15 protein-coding genes are annotated in these 14118 nt (G+C 48.2%); 7 read left to right on the top strand and 8 right to left on the bottom strand.

The window, feature by feature from the left end; translation table 11 throughout:
* Positions 1 to 84 precede the first annotated feature (84 nt).
* Genes AC15IQ_RS10220 through AC15IQ_RS10210 form a run of 3 tightly spaced genes read left to right on the top strand, consistent with a single transcriptional unit; the run spans position 85 to position 3246 of the window.
* On the top strand, positions 85 to 1296 hold the full coding sequence (locus AC15IQ_RS10220; RefSeq protein ID WP_483178947.1) for an efflux RND transporter periplasmic adaptor subunit: 1212 nt from the start codon (positions 85 to 87) through the stop codon (positions 1294 to 1296).
* Positions 1293 to 2516 (top strand): ABC transporter permease, encoded by a 1224-nt coding sequence (locus AC15IQ_RS10215; RefSeq protein ID WP_483178945.1) that lies wholly within the window; start codon positions 1293 to 1295, stop codon positions 2514 to 2516. The genes AC15IQ_RS10220 and AC15IQ_RS10215 overlap by 4 nt, the downstream gene beginning before the upstream one ends.
* Positions 2509 to 3246 carry an ABC transporter ATP-binding protein gene (locus tag AC15IQ_RS10210; RefSeq protein ID WP_483178944.1) on the top strand — a complete coding sequence of 246 codons (738 nt, stop codon included), beginning with the start codon at positions 2509 to 2511 and terminating at the stop codon, positions 3244 to 3246. The genes AC15IQ_RS10215 and AC15IQ_RS10210 overlap by 8 nt, the downstream gene beginning before the upstream one ends.
* A gap of 26 nt (positions 3247 to 3272) precedes the next feature.
* Here AC15IQ_RS10210 and wsfD read toward each other — a convergent pair whose 3' ends face one another.
* Entirely contained in the window at positions 3273 to 4793 is a 1521-nt protein-coding gene (gene wsfD, locus AC15IQ_RS10205; RefSeq protein WP_483178942.1) for a glycan biosynthesis hexose transferase WsfD, read from the bottom strand.
* A 216-nt stretch (positions 4794 to 5009) separates the two neighbouring features.
* On the opposite strand from wsfD, the gene AC15IQ_RS10200 reads away from it, so the two are divergent.
* Positions 5010 to 5402, top strand: a complete 393-nt coding sequence (locus AC15IQ_RS10200) for a GtrA family protein (protein WP_483178940.1) — start codon at positions 5010 to 5012, stop codon at positions 5400 to 5402.
* A complete protein-coding gene (locus AC15IQ_RS10195) occupies positions 5399 to 6340 on the top strand; it encodes a glycosyltransferase family 2 protein (RefSeq protein ID WP_483178939.1) in 942 nt (313 codons plus the stop codon). Before AC15IQ_RS10200 ends, AC15IQ_RS10195 begins: the two co-directional genes overlap by 4 nt.
* Positions 6341 to 6414: 74 nt before the next feature.
* Here the strand turns inward: AC15IQ_RS10195 and AC15IQ_RS10190 are convergent, their stop codons facing one another.
* Positions 6415 to 6873, bottom strand: coding sequence for a ferritin-like domain-containing protein (locus AC15IQ_RS10190; protein ID WP_483178938.1), 459 nt, complete (start codon positions 6871 to 6873; stop codon positions 6415 to 6417).
* A 269-nt stretch (positions 6874 to 7142) separates the two neighbouring features.
* Between AC15IQ_RS10190 and AC15IQ_RS10185 the strand changes: the two genes are divergently transcribed.
* Together AC15IQ_RS10185 and AC15IQ_RS10180 are read left to right on the top strand one after the other, a co-directional pair.
* Positions 7143 to 7835, top strand: coding sequence for a DNRLRE domain-containing protein (locus AC15IQ_RS10185; RefSeq protein ID WP_483178937.1), 693 nt, complete (start codon positions 7143 to 7145; stop codon positions 7833 to 7835).
* 96 nt (positions 7836 to 7931) lie between these two features.
* Positions 7932 to 8309, top strand: coding sequence for a hypothetical protein (locus AC15IQ_RS10180; protein WP_483178935.1), 378 nt, complete (start codon positions 7932 to 7934; stop codon positions 8307 to 8309).
* Positions 8310 to 8868: 559 nt separating this feature from the next.
* On the opposite strand, the gene AC15IQ_RS10175 is transcribed toward AC15IQ_RS10180, so the two are convergent.
* The 6 genes from AC15IQ_RS10175 to AC15IQ_RS10150 all read right to left on the bottom strand — a co-directional run bounded on the left by AC15IQ_RS10175 (position 8869) and on the right by AC15IQ_RS10150 (position 14072).
* Positions 8869 to 10155 (bottom strand): homocysteine synthase, encoded by a 1287-nt coding sequence (locus tag AC15IQ_RS10175; RefSeq protein ID WP_483178934.1) that lies wholly within the window; start codon positions 10153 to 10155, stop codon positions 8869 to 8871.
* 32 nt (positions 10156 to 10187) lie between these two features.
* Entirely contained in the window at positions 10188 to 10574 is a 387-nt protein-coding gene (gene nifU, locus AC15IQ_RS10170; RefSeq protein ID WP_483178933.1) for a Fe-S cluster assembly scaffold protein NifU, read from the bottom strand.
* The gene (nifS, locus tag AC15IQ_RS10165; protein WP_483178932.1) at positions 10574 to 11746 is read right to left on the bottom strand and encodes a cysteine desulfurase NifS; all 1173 of its coding nucleotides are present in this window, start codon (positions 11744 to 11746) and stop codon (positions 10574 to 10576) included. Before nifS ends, nifU begins: the two co-directional genes overlap by 1 nt.
* Before the next feature lie 51 nt (positions 11747 to 11797).
* Positions 11798 to 12220: an RrF2 family transcriptional regulator gene (locus AC15IQ_RS10160; RefSeq protein ID WP_483178930.1), complete on the bottom strand. Its 423-nt coding sequence runs from the start codon at positions 12218 to 12220 to the stop codon at positions 11798 to 11800.
* 281 nt (positions 12221 to 12501) lie between these two features.
* Positions 12502 to 13437: a cysteine synthase A gene (gene cysK, locus AC15IQ_RS10155; protein ID WP_483178929.1), complete on the bottom strand. Its 936-nt coding sequence runs from the start codon at positions 13435 to 13437 to the stop codon at positions 12502 to 12504.
* A gap of 95 nt (positions 13438 to 13532) precedes the next feature.
* Positions 13533 to 14072: a response regulator transcription factor gene (locus AC15IQ_RS10150; protein WP_483178927.1), complete on the bottom strand. Its 540-nt coding sequence runs from the start codon at positions 14070 to 14072 to the stop codon at positions 13533 to 13535.
* Positions 14073 to 14118 lie beyond the last annotated feature (46 nt).

The following is a 14118-nucleotide window of genomic DNA, read 5'->3' as shown; positions in this document are numbered from 1 at the left end:
GTTTTTTGAACCACTGACGCGAACTAATGCTATAATTTGTGATTATGGGGACTTATCGCAGTTATCACTGGGGGAGGTACAAAATTGAGTCAGTTGAAGAAGCGCCCGGTTCAATTATCGCTGGCGGCAATTTTTTCCCTGTTTCTACTCTACCGGCTCTTATATATCGCCCCTATTCCGGCTTTATTAGTTGAGCCCAGCGAATTTCAGCCCGTATTGCAGTTGGGTGGGGAGGTTATTCCCGGTCAGAATCACAGTTTGTCCAGCCTGGTATCTGCTACTGTTACTGATATTCTAGTCAGTGAAGCGGCATCGGTTAAAAAGGGCGATGTTCTGCTGACAATGGATGATGGGACCGCCCGCCTGCAGGCTGAACAAGCCCGCCAACTTCTGACTCAAGCACAGTTGCAGTATGAGCAGGCCAGTTCATTGGATTTCCAGCAAGCCCAAAATACATTCCTGGAGGCCCAACAAAGGCTTCAAGAGGCGGATCTGGCTTTGCAGCGCAGTCTGCAATTAAAGGCCGCTGGAGCAATCTCACAGCTTGAACTGGAAAAGGCTCAGAACGAGTTGACTCTGGCCAGGGAAGCCGAGAATTATGCCCGCATTCTGCTCGAGTCATACAGCTCGGGGGGTAGTAATCTGGCCTTGCTGGCCAATGTGGTAGAACAGAAAAAGATTGCCGTTGAGCAAGCTGAGTTGGAACTGGCCAAATACCGTATCACCGCTCCCGAGGACGGCACTGTTTTAGACATATCTATAAGCACCGGCGAACAAGCCATACCAGGCCAGGAGATAATCAGGATGAGTTCCGGCCCCAATACCAAAGTCAAATTACTGCCCGATCAGCAATATGCTTCCATGATCAGCACCGGCATGGCAGCCTCGGTATGGATACCGGCCGATGCGCAAAAGACCTACCAGGGACAGGTTAGCAAGGTTGCCGTACTGGCCGACCCCGGACAAGGCACACTGGAGTTGGAAGTAACTCTGCAAGATGCATCCGGGTTGACCGCTGGCACTCTGGTTACGGTTCAATTGACCTCACTCCACGTATCTTCCGCATACATTATCAGCGATGAGTGGTTGAGCAGTGTAGACGGGCAACCTGGGGTCTGGTTAGCCGACAAGTCCGGACGGGCTCAGTTTCGCTCCGTCACCCTCGGTCAGAGAGGGGCGCTCGGTACCGAGGTACGGGAAGGGTTGCATTATGGTGATATTATCCTGCAACCGGGCAATTTTAAGTCTGGACAAAGAGTCAAGGCCGAACTTTCCTCCACGGAGCAGAAAACATGATATCCTCCATACGATTTGAGCTTGAACTGGCTCTGCGTTTCCTCACTGAAAACCGAGGCCAGACCACCCTGATACTGCTGGGCATAACCATCGGGGTGGCGGTGATGGTATTTCTGTCGGCGTTGATTGACGGACTACAGGCTGATTTAATAGATAAGACGGTCGGCTCCTCTCCGCATATCATTGTCACCCGCCAGGCTCAAGAGCCGCTGCAGCTGCCTGAAGGCAGTTCCCATACCGGTCTATTCCCACTGCAACTGCAAAGGAGCGGAAACCGGCCTATTGTCGAATGGCAGGCCCTTACCACCGCCATGCGCCACGACTCGCAATTGAGTGCGGTCTTGCCGGTACTTGACGGCGCTGCAATAATACGTCGGGGTTCGGTTTCAAAGAGTGTAGCCTTGAGAGGTATGGCGCTGGCTGAAGCTGATCCTATATACCACATAAGCGACAGCATTATTGCCGGCAGTCCTAAGATGGAACCGGGATCGTTGTTGATAGGCTCTGAATTGGCCAGTGAGCTGGATCTTAGACCCGGAGACACAGTAATGCTGGAAATCATTGGCCAAGATCCGATTTCACAGCTGGTCGGAGGGATATTCGATCTGGGAGTACAAAATCTCAACAAGCGCTGGGTGATAATTGACCGTACCCGGGCGGCCTCTCTGCTGGGTATGCAGGATCGGGTGACCGAGATTGAGATGCAGGTCAATGATATTTTCTCCGCTTCAGACCTAGCCCAGCGCTGGGCTGAACGTTTGCCCGGATATGAAGTAGTGAGCTGGCAGGAAAGCAATGCCTCACTGTTGTCCGCACTGAAGAGCCAAAGCAACTCCAGTTACACGATTCAGTTTTTCGTACTTCTGGCCGTAACCCTGGGGGTGAGTTCGGTGCTGGCTATAAGCGCAGTACAGAAATCCAAGCAAATCGGAATACTAAAGGCTATCGGCATACGCACTGCCAGTGTGGAAAGGGTGTTTATGCTGCAGGGAGGTATTCTGGGGACGGTTGGCAGCATCGGCGGTACTATTTTAGGAACCGCCATGGCGCAAATATTCATTTTTATGGCCAGTTCTGACCAGCAATTTGCTCTTTTATTGAAACCTGCCACTGTAGCGATCATTGTCGCCCTGACGTTACTGTCAGCCATCCTGGCAGCCTACCTGCCTGCCCGCCAGGTGGCCCGCACCAATCCTGTCGAGGTGATTCGCAATGGCTGATACTCTGCTCAAAGCCAAAGCTATAATAAAAGAGTTTGGAGCTCCGGTTCCCACCCGGGTCTTGCACGGTATTGATCTGAGTATCGAATGCGGGGAATTCTGTGCCCTGATCGGCAATTCAGGATCAGGCAAGAGCACTCTGCTCAACATTATCGGAGCCCTGGACCGGCCCAGCGGGGGTCAGGTTTTCATTGAAGGGATTGACCTGGCTGGGTTGACCGATGATGAACTGGCTTTTTTCCGCAATCAGACCATGGGATTCATTTTCCAATTCCATTTCCTCTTACCACAATTCACCGTGCTGGAGAATGTCCTCATTCCCCACCTGATCTACCGGGGCAAAGCGGATAAATCTGCCCGTGACCGTGCCATGTACCTGTTAGAACAGGTAGGTCTGCTTCATCGCCGCGACTATAAGGCCAATTCCATTTCGGGGGGTGAACAGCAGCGCGCCGCCATCGCCAGGGCCTTGATGAACCAGCCCCGGCTGATTCTTGCCGATGAACCTACCGGCAACCTGGATTCCAAAAACAGTGCCCATATTTTCAATCTGATGCGGAAAATCAACCAGGAAAATCAAACCACCTTCCTGATAGTCACCCATGATCGCAATATGGCCTTTTCAGCCGACCGCATCATTGAGCTGAAAGACGGCCTAATAGTCCGGGATGAGTGCGTCTGCGGGCAAGATCCGAATCAAATGTTGGCCGTTATTGAACCCTTATACTAAAACCCGCGATCAATCTCAGACTATGATCAAATATCAAAATCCTTGCTTACCGCACTATGGATTTTGGATATGGGGCTGCAAGCATAGTCCATTATGTGGCTTATTAACCATGAGGCCGAAACTACTACCATGATATCGAAAGTGAAATTGAACAGGAAAAGCTGCTTGGCGGTGTCGGCCTGACCATTTCCCACCAGGGGCATCGGAAACTGCAGCCAACCGATCACCATTATGCCGGCCAACAATGTTATTGTCAAACGGATTGCGGCTGAATATGCGCGCCGCAGATATTCACGCGTGCCTATCCCGATCACCAGCAGATAAAACAAGACCAACAGCCACAACTGACGGGGTGCATACTTCTCCCTGAGAACTGACCACGAGGTGAAGCGATTGAATTCGCTGATCGGGGTGTCACTGTATTCTTGCGGGTATTTTCCCAATGCGGTTGAGGTGGTAAAGGCCTGGCTGGCGGTGTATTCGAGGCCCGTGAACAGCCTGGCGGGATGGGTGACATAATAGCGCACCAAATCAGTATTGCCGATTTTGCCGTAAAATTCGTCTTGCATCAACTGACTGGAGGGAACATATTTATATTCCGATGGCGGCAGGAATACATGCTTGCCGGCATCTGCCGCCAAATCCGGACTTATTCCCAAATTCAACAGGTCTTGGGCGGGATCAGGTGAATCCTTTAAGATGCCATAGAATACCGCATTATAAATGGTATACCGGCCCATCTCTTTATTGTTCCGGGCAAACCCCAAGGGATAGACGATCAACAGCAACCCTAATAGTACCAGTATCTTCTGTCGTCGGTTAAATGACCGACGGTTCTTCCAACAGAGCGTAAATATCATAATTACTATGATCGGCCAGGCCGATAAGACCTGCAGTTTGGAACCGAGGAACAGCAGACCCGCGGCAAATATCAATACTATGGCAGGAAAAACCCCGGACGGAGATTTTACTACATAATGCCGATGGATGTAGTACATCCACGCGGCAATATACAAAGCCAGTGATGTTATCATCATGGGTTCGCCATACAGACTGTTGAACCATACCAAATAATTTCCATCCCAAAACACCCATAAACTGATTAGTGAGAAGACCAACAGCTTGATATGGCTGTGCACCGGGATAAAGGCAAATATCGCCACTATGGCCAGGGTATATGCGAAGGCATAGAATATGGCCAGATACCCGGTTTTGAATGTATCCTTTCCCAGCAACAGACAGACCTGGTTGATAGGCTTTATAACATAGGCCATGCTGGTCACTGCCGGTCGTTTTAATAGACTCCCGCCATGGTCAGCGACTATCTCGTAGTCGCTCACAGTATAATCCAAAAACCTCACAAATTCAGGATTGTTGGTGTCATCTGCCGATACTCTCAAACCGGACACATTCATGACCCGGTCAAAATCGCCTTGATCGGCCACTCCAGGATGCGGAGTCCTCCAGAGCACATCAGCTATGATCAGCACCGCCATGAGGCCGACGGTAAGAACCAGCCATCTCCTGACCTTCTCATTGCAGGCCATAAAATGCTTCTCCTTAAACGGGTTTGGTCTTGGCATGTCGAAACAGCAGTGCATTAGAGCTTGCACTATCCGGCTGCACCCAAATTAATGCATAGTATATCCATAAATTGGGTAGAATACACTTGTGAAAACCCGTAGGCAGATACCGGCATTTTGGCCTATTAAAGCCTTTACGGAGGAATTATTATTATTAACCTAATCAGGCATCATCAAACCGTGCTTTTATATCTGGGCTTCGGGGCCGCGACTACTCTGGTCAACTTTCTGATATACCTGCTGTTATCGAGGCAGGCAGATCTGCCCTACTTGATGGCCAATATCATTGCCTGGGTGTTGTCAGTATGGTTTGCTTATGCCACAAATCACCGTTTTGTCTTTGGGAGCAAAACAACTGGTTTCCTGCCCCGTTTAGCTGAGTGCTCGGCTTTTTTCGGAGGCCGCTTATGTTCCGGCCTTATCGACATGGGCCTCATGCTAGTGATGGTTGATATGCTGCAAATAGACGATTTGTTGGTAAAGATTATTGTCAATCTGGTAGTTATCATCTTCAATTACCTTTTCAGTAAATACATCGTGTTCCAACATCAAGGACAAGGAGAAGTGCTGTGAAGAAAAAGATATCTCTGGTGGTGCCTTGTTACAATGAACAGGAAGTATTGCCGCACTTTTATGCTGAGGTAGTCAAGCTGGCGGCCCAGATGCCTTCTGTGTCATTTGAATTCGTTTTTGTGGATGATGGTTCACAGGACTGCACCCTGCCCATAGTCAAAGATCTGCAGCGGGCCGACCGCCGGGTCAAATATCTGTCGCTTTCCCGTAATTTCGGAAAGGAATCGGCCATTTATGCGGGTCTTAAAAATGCCAGCGGTGATTATGTGGCCATAATGGATGCCGATTTACAGGACCCGCCTATGCTCATTAAAGATATGTATCATATTATTAAAACCGAAGGTTATGACTGTGTTGCCACCCGAAGGACCAACCGCAAAGGCGAACCACCGATACGATCCTTTTTTGCCCGCCAGTTTTATCGAATTATAAATGCCTTATCCAATATCGAGCTGGTGGATGGTGCCAGAGATTTCCGGCTGATGAACCGGCAGATGGTGGATTCCATTGTGCAAATCTGTGAGTATAACCGCTTTTCTAAAGGGATTTTTGCCTGGGTGGGTTATAAAACTAAGTGGATGGAATACGATAATCATGAAAGAGCTGCCGGTCAGACTAAATGGTCCTTTTGGAAGCTTTATTCATACTCTCTGGATGGGATCATGGCTTTTTCCACCACTCCCCTGGCAGTGACGTCAGTGGTCGGTTTGGTTTTCTTCCTGGCTTCCCTGATGCTGATTCTGGTTATGGTAATCAGGCAGTTGGTGTGGGGCGGGTCAGTCTTTGGATGGTCGTTTATGATCTGTATCCTGATGTTTATCACCGGGATTCAATTGTTTTGCACCGGCATTGTGGGCCAATACGTATCCAAAACCTATTTAGAAACCAAAAGAAGACCTATATATATTGTCAAGGAATTCAGCGATGAATGTTCATAATTCGCTAAGATGAGGCCCTGCCAAACGCTCGCACCTAAAAGAGCCCGCATGGTTGCGGGCTCTTTCGACGGTTGTTAGCATTCGCTCAAAGCCAATACTGCCAACCAGAACCTGGCGTGTCCATATTCATCTCCGGCCACACTGAGAATAAGCGCTTTTAAGAGCGGATCGTCGACCAGATTAGCCATGGTCGCATACATCGAAACAGCACCTATTTCATCCATAATGGCATCTTCCACCATTTGACAGAAATCACCTTTGTCATCAGGGCAGGGATGATGCCTTTTCTTCCTTACTTCCTTCTTATCATCTTCCCAGTATCTTTCGGGCATCTTATCATCGTCATAATCCCAGTCCCGCTTAGTTATCCTATCTTCTGATTGATAATGTTTTTTGGGCATTTTCTCTTCCTGACACCACTCAGGCATTTCCCACCAGTCCTCTTTACAATGCCACACAGGCATCTCAGGCTTACAATTCCAATGCCAGGTGGGCTTCTGGTCGCATCTGATTCTGCCTTTCTTTTTTGACATGCAGTATACCTCCTAAGTTAGATTACCCGCATCGGGTTATACCATTTTATGGAACGCCTTCTAGTGCAGTGCCTGTACCTGTTAAACTTTCCCCATTTGTAACATAATGGGCAATCCATCCGTATACTGGTAGAAAAACAAAGGAGTGGAATACATTGGACCCTTCCGCATTAAAACAATATATTAAAGTTGCCAAGAAGAGCAAAATCCAGGTTGCGGACTTGTGCCGTGACATAGCAGATCACACACCCCACAGAGATCTTGTGAAAATGTTTCAGGAAAAACTCCGCATCAAGGAGGATAAATATTATCGCCTGCTCGAAGACATGATCCGCGATCGTAAACCGCCCGGCAAGCGGCGGAAGGAATCAAGCCAGGATCACAAACCTTCCTACACGCCTCCTATAAGCGAATATCTAGAGGCAGACGCCGAATTGGAATGTCTCACCATTCCACTGTGTCAAGAGGTTTTTATCAGTAAACGGTGCCACGACGAAAACTTTTCAGACTATGAAACTCTGTTTGTAGGCAGAGATGAGAAGCCGAACAATGTATTCCGCACTCTGCTGCAGTTTGACCTTGATCGCATACCTGACAATTGTACAGTGATAAAGGCTGATTTGATTATTTCGCTGTGCAGCAATGAATTGCCGGGGAGAGGCCTCCCTATTTACCTGCATCCGATCCTGACTCGATGGTCAGCAGACCGAGTTACCTGGGATGATCGTCCGGAAATAGCTCGGGAATACTGGAGGTCCTTTGTGCCGGGTGGAGTTTTGGATGAGATCTGTATCGATGTCCTCGACTATATAAGGGATTATTCTGAATGCCCCAATCATGGGATAATGCTTTGCGGAACCGAATCTAAAGATGGCTTTATCGGAATTGAGGCTAAAGAATGCGGTCCCCGTCAGAACGCGCCGTATATCAGAATAACTATGGAATGCGAGGAAGAGGAATAAGCGGAATTAATAAATCCCTATTTGGTGGGGCAAGATATATGAAATAGGCATGATTTTTATACTGCTGCTATTTCAATTTGCGATAGGGGGATGAATTTGCGCCTGGTAGAATGCCCTGAATTGTGTTTTTGGTGCGGAGAACCCACTGGCCGCACATCGGTCTTTGAAGCCACCTGCCCTGAAGATTATGATCTGCCGGGCGTACTGGCCAGTTACGAACCTTGCCCGATTTGCCGTCGCACCTGGGGTCTGGGAGTGGTGCTTTTCGAAGTAGTCGATGAGAATAAGAGCAGTCGGCCTCCCCTGACGCCAGGCTATTCCCCTACCGGGCGCTGGTTTATAGTACCCCCGGAAAGTATACGGGAACACTTCGATTATCCGGAACAGGTCTTGGCCACGGGCAAAGGTATAATTGATCCTGAACTGGCAGACTGTCTTATGGAGAGTTTCATGGAGGGGCAGATCGTCCACTAGCGAAAACCATGTACACGGTACCTTTTAACACATTCGTTTGTTCACAACATATGTAGTCTCACAGGGATCTCCGTAGTTATCTTGTGTTTCAGCTGAGCCGGTGTTTTCTAAATATACAGTCTCACCTAAAAACGTCATGCCCTCCCATGTTATTGAAACAAACACAGAAAAGACTCAAGCCCTCACATATTGAGGGCTTTCTATTGTTCAACTTCAATGCTATGGCGGAGAAGTTTTCGAAACACTGGGCCAAGATTTAAATAACCTAGTCTATCCGAAACCGAAAAACCTGACAAAGGAATTAAGGAAGTTCTCTCCAAACCTAAGCAATTTTCAAACCTAAACTTGAAACGTAACTCTAAACCAAAAACAGAACCTATCTGACTACTATGGGCTAAACTAAACCAATGACTCTAAGACAGTATACATTTACTTCTCCGCCATTGCACCTTTATTATAACCGGTGTCAGAAGCCAAAGCAATACCCGGTATAGTCTTAATTATTTTCCAAGGCAGTAATATGTTGCTATTCAGGTATCAATATTGATAAACCCCAGAATTAATCAGCTGCCTCCAAAGCTTGCTGCAGATCCTCTATTAAATCCCAGACATCCTCCAATCCAATTGAAAGGCGTATCATATCCGGGGTGACCCCGGCCCGGATTTGTTCGCTTTCGGATAGCTGGGCATGAGTGGTGCTGGCCGGATGTATGACTAAGGACTTGGCATCAGCCACATTGGCCAGATGGGAGAACAATTTGAGGTTATTTATAAATTTTATTCCGGCTTCAACTCCGCCCTTAATACCGAAGGTGAATATGGAACCGCTGCCCCGGGGCAGGTATTTTAGAGCCAGTTCATGATACTTGTTTCCTGCTAAACCAGGGTAGTTGACCCAGCTGACACGAGGATGGGCTTGCAGCCAGGAGGCGATCTCACCAGCATTTTGAACATGGCGCTCTACCCTTAGGGATAAGGTCTCCAGGCCTTGCAGCAATAAAAAGGCATTAAAGGGGCTTATGGCTGCCCCGGTATCACGCAACAGCTGCACCCTGGCCCGGGTGATATAAGCGGCTGGTCCGACATCCCTGGCATAACACAAACCGTGATAGCTGGGATCCGGCTCAGTAAAACCGGGATACTTACTGCCTGCTGACCAGTCAAATTTGCCTGAGTCTATTATCACACCGCCAATGGAGGTGCCATGGCCTCCAATGAATTTAGTGGCGGAATGCACCACTATATCTGCCCCATAATCAAAAGGACGCAGTAAATAAGGGGTTGCAAAAGTATTGTCCACAATCAGCGGCAACCCATTTTGATGAGCAATTTCAGCTACTGCTTCTATATCGATTATATTTATGCCGGGATTGCCGATACTCTCAATATAAAGCGCTTTGGTCTGCTGGCTGATGGCCTGGCGGAAATTGTCCGGATCATCAGGATCAACAAATACGGTTTTCATTCCCAAACGAGGCAGGGTATAGGCCATTAAATTATAAGTCCCGCCATACAGGGTGCTGGCTGCTACTATCTCATCTCCTGACCCGGCCAGGTTCAAAATCGCATATGTAATGGCGGCAGAGCCTGAGGCTACCGCCAATGACCCAATCCCACCCTCCAACAAGGCCATGCGCTGTTCAAAGACATCTGTAGTGGGATTCATAATACGAGTATATATATTACCGGGTTCCTCCAGGGCGAATAAACGCCGGCCATGTTCTACATCACGAAACACATAGGAAGTAGTCTGATATATTGGCACCGTCCTTGAACCAGTGGCCGGATCTGCAGTCTGCCCGCCATGCAGTTGTATAGTATCGAAACGGTATTTATAGTCTTCCATCATATTCCCCTTTATAAGAATGACCTTCAGTTTTACTGACGGTTCGCTTTCTGCTCATGCTTTTCCATATAGTTCTTAATGGCCTCATGCAAAGCATCTGCGGCAAGATTGGAACAATGCATTTTAACCGGAGGCAGGCCATCCAGCGCTTCCGCAACACTGCGGTTAGTGATCCGTTCCGCTTCGGCCAGGGTTTTGCCTTTAACCAGTTCGGTCACCATGCTGCTGGTGGCGATGGCCGCCGCACAGCCAAAAGTTTTAAACTTTATATCCTGAATAATATCATCCTCCACCTTGATCTCGATGTGCATGATATCCCCGCAGACCGGGTTGCCTACTTCACCACAGCCATTGGCATCGGGTAGTTCGCCCACATTGCGGGGGTTCATAAAGTGCTCCATCACTTTTTTGGAATACATCAATAGCTGCCTCCTTTGCTGGCCAACGGCGACATCCGGCGCAAATTGGCGATAATACGGGGCAAAACCTCCAGTACATAATCTACATCTTCCTGGGTATTATCCTTACCCAGGGTCAATCGCAATGAACCGTGAGCAATCTCATGGGGGAGTCCGATGGCCAGCAATACATGGGACGGATCCAGTGCCCCGGAGGTGCAGGCCGAACCACTGGATGCCATAATCCCATAGCTGTCCAGCATTAGCAAAATCGACTCACCCTCTACGAACTCGAAACAAACGCTTACACTGCCCGGAACCCGCAGCTCTGGATGCCCGGTGACTATGGTATTGGGGATGGATTTTACAATGCCCTCTCGCAGGCGTTGGCTGAGCCGGTTAAGATGCTCGGCGCGCTGCTGCATCTCTTGGCCGGCAATTTCAGCGGCTTTGCCAAATCCTACAATCCCCGGGACGTTTTCCGTCCCAGCCCTAAGCTTGGACTCCTGTCCCCCGCCGTGGAACAGGTTCTTGATACGAATCCCTTTTCTTACATATAGACAGCCTATTCCTTTTGGTCCATGCAGTTTGTGGCTGGAAGCGGAGAGCATATCAATACCCATTTTCTTAACATCTATGGGAATTTTGCCGAAAGTCTGTACTGCATCGGTATGGAATACCGCGCCTGCTTTATGGCTGATAGCAGCCAATTCTTCTATAGGTTGAACCGTACCGATCTCATTATTGGCATGCATTATCGAGACCAGTGTGGTATCCGGGCGGATAGCCCCGGCCAGGGTTTCCGGTTCCACCATCCCCTGATGATTGACCGGCAGGACGGTTACATCATAACCGAGGCCAGCCAGGTAATGAAAGCTGTCTAATACGGCATGGTGTTCAATGGCCGAGGTAATCAAATGCTTGCCCTTTTTGCTGTTATTCAGGGCATAGGTGATGATGGCCTGATTGTCAGCCTCAGTCCCGCCGCTGGTGAAGATAATCTCTCTGGGGTTGGCGTTTAACAGGGCTGCTATCTGTTCTCTCCCAGTTTCTACCGCTTTTCGAGCGGTTTGACCTTTACTGTGGACACTGGAGGCATTGCCAAATTCGCTAGTATAATAAGGTATCATGGCCTCGAATACTCTGGTATCTACCGGGGTGGTAGCGCTGTGGTCCATGTATATGGATTTCACTCCTATTACCTCCTTTGTTTAAGTTGCATATCATTAACCACAAATACTTTCCTATGGTACATCTGTGGCTTCATTTTTCAGGTCTTCCAGTGAATAGGAATCCAGGACCTGGTTCATGCTATCCCTTAGTTTAGACCAGATGCGGCGAGTTACACAGAATTCCGCCCGGTCACATTCATCGGGATTTAATTCATTTACACAGTCTACTGGGGATATGGGGCCTTCCAGTGCCCTGATTATATCCCCGACCGTGATCTTATCAGCCTCACGCCCCAGAATATAACCGCCTTGTGAACCGCGCACACTTTTTACCAAGCCGTTTTGTTTTAAGGGGATAAGCAATTGTTCTAAATAGCGGCTGGACAGATTTTGATGTTCTGCAATTACATGGATGGGAACCGGACCCTTAGCGTGCTGCAGGGCTATTTCCAGCATAGCCCTTAATCCGTATCTTCCTTTAGTAGATAGTTTCATAGCATTCCTCTTTTCCTAACCCCATCTCTTTACAACCCCCATTGATCTGTTTACCAATATTATCTTATCCCATCAAGACCAGTTTATCTCTAAACCGGCTATCAAGACCATGAGAAACATGAACTGCAATTGTGTTTGAATTTAATATATCATATACCCTATAGTTTTACTAGAGTATAACAAAAAAATGAAACCCGGTTATCATAGTCCTGTTCGAAGCCTGATAACCAGGTATTATTAATCCGGGAAAAACGCTTATACCCTGCAGCCTTTCTAACTTCTTATACTTCTTGAAACAAGGCAGTTGAAAGGTATCTCTCTCCTGTATCCGGGAGTAAGACTACAATGGTTTTTCCAGTATTCTCTGGGCTAAGGGCCAGTTGTGTGGCTGCAAAAACGGCAGCTCCAGATGATATGCCAACCAGGAGGCCTTCAGTACGGGATAAAAGCCTGGCAGTTTCGAGGGCTTCGTCATTTTTGACTTTAAACACCTCATCTATTATGGTCATGTTTAGAACCTCAGGCACGAATCCAGCTCCGATCCCCTGTATTTTATGAGCTCCTGGTGCCCCTCCCGATAAGACTGGAGAGTCGTAAGGCTCAACCGCTATAATCTTCACTGACTGCTTTTTGGCTTTTAAGACCTCCCCAACGCCGGTGATAGTCCCACCGGTGCCAACTCCTGCTACAAAAATATCCACCGACCCCTCGGTATCGTTCCAGATTTCCACAGCCGTGGTCTGACGGTGCATGGCCGGGTTGGCCGGGTTATTGAACTGCTGTGGAATGAATGAATTGGGAATTTCTTGAGCTAGCTCCTCAGCCTTCTTGATTGCCCCCGACATGCCCTGAAGGCCTGGGGTGAGGACCAACTCTGCCCCCAGTGCCTTAAGCAAATTTCTACGCTCCATGCTCATGGTGTCAGGCATGGTCAAGATCAGGCGATACCCCCTGGCGGCAGCCACAAAGGCTAAACCTATGCCGGTATTGCCGCTGGTCGGCTCGATGATAGCGGTGTCCTGGCGAATCAATCCTTTTTCTTCGGCGTCTTTGATCATCGCATAACCGATGCGGTCCTTAACGCTACCAGCCGGGTTAAAATACTCTAATTTGGCGATTAACCTGGCCTGCAGGTTATGATGGCGATTGTAGTTACTCAATTCTAATAACGGAGTATTTCCAATCAGGTCAGTAAGATTCTTAGCTATGTTGCTCATAAATTTACCCTCCAACTATTTAATGCCTACTAATCATATATGATTTAATGGTTTTATTTAATCACAGGCAGTACCATATGTCAATAGAAAGGAACTTAAGGCCAAACAAATCCGCCCCCGGTTTTCAACAAGGTGGTGAGTAGTTTGAATTCGTTAGGGGTCAGATTAACCGCCACTCCAGCTTTTTTCACCTCATGGCGGGCAAAATCCACCACCAGGTCCTCCCCTTGAAATGACATTATCTTGGCCAGCGGGGCAGCATCTGGGCCGCTTCTGCGCAACAGGGCCGCCACCCTGGCGGTAAGCTGCCTGGGGCTGAATGGTTTGGTGATATAGTCGTCAGCACCGATATCAAGTCCATTGACAATATCAGCTTCTTCAATTTTAGCTGTAAGCATGATAATAGGTACTCGTGACTTATTGCGCAGCTGCCGGCAGATCTCCTCTCCGCTTATGTCAGGAAGCATCAGATCAAGAATAACCAAGCCGGGATGAATTTGCTCATACAGTTCCAATGACCTCTGACCGCTGCAAGCTGTGTAAACCTCATAACCGCTTTGTTCCAGATATGATTTGATCACTTCAGTAATCTTAAGCTCATCATCGACTACCAGAATTCTATTAGCCTGACTCAAAATGAACCTCCCTTTATCAATGCAAGGCGAGCTATTTGAAACAACT

It is taken from the genome of Syntrophomonas sp. DTU019, from assembly GCA_913757435.1.
Classification (GTDB): domain Bacteria; phylum Bacillota; class Syntrophomonadia; order Syntrophomonadales; family Syntrophomonadaceae; genus DTU019.
Note: the sequence above shows the minus strand (reverse complement) of the source record. Positions and strands in the feature narration are given on the sequence as shown.